The following is a 403-nucleotide window of genomic DNA, read 5'->3' on the forward strand; positions in this document are numbered from 1 at the left end:
CTTGACATGTAATAATGTTTTTTGTATAATCTCAATTCTTTTTTAAGCAAATGTCTTGCTAGCTCAGTCGGTAGAGCATCTCACTTTTAATGAGGGGGCCGTTGGTTCGAATCCAACGCAGGACACCATTTTTGGGTTTATGACCCTTTCGTCTAGTGGCTCAGGACTCTACTTTCTCTGTGTAGAAACAGAGGTTCAAATCCTCTAAGGGTCGCCAGATATTTTTTAAATTTTAGGTCGCTTAGCTCAGTTGGTAGAGCGCCACCCTTACAAGGTGGATGTCATAAGTTCGAGTCTTATAGCGACCACCATTTTAGGTGCAGCGGTAGTTCAGTTGGTTAGAATGCCGCCCTGTCACGGCGGAGGTCGCGGGTTCGAGCCCCGTCCGCTGCGCCATCTATTA

4 tRNA genes are annotated in these 403 nt (G+C 46.2%); all 4 read left to right on the forward strand.

Going from position 1 to position 403, the window contains the following annotated elements:
• Positions 1-52: 52 nt before the first annotated feature.
• A tRNA-Lys gene (locus B9N66_RS09555) sits at positions 53-128 on the forward strand.
• 13 nt (positions 129-141) lie between these two features.
• Positions 142-217, forward strand: a tRNA-Glu gene (locus B9N66_RS09560).
• Positions 218-235: 18 nt separating this feature from the next.
• Positions 236-311: transfer RNA gene (locus B9N66_RS09565), tRNA-Val, on the forward strand.
• 8 nt (positions 312-319) lie between these two features.
• Positions 320-396 (forward strand) — tRNA-Asp (locus B9N66_RS09570).
• Positions 397-403: the final 7 nt, after the last annotated feature.

Source organism: Campylobacter concisus (genome assembly GCF_002165775.1).
Taxonomy (GTDB): Bacteria; Campylobacterota; Campylobacteria; order Campylobacterales; family Campylobacteraceae; genus Campylobacter_A; species Campylobacter_A concisus_E.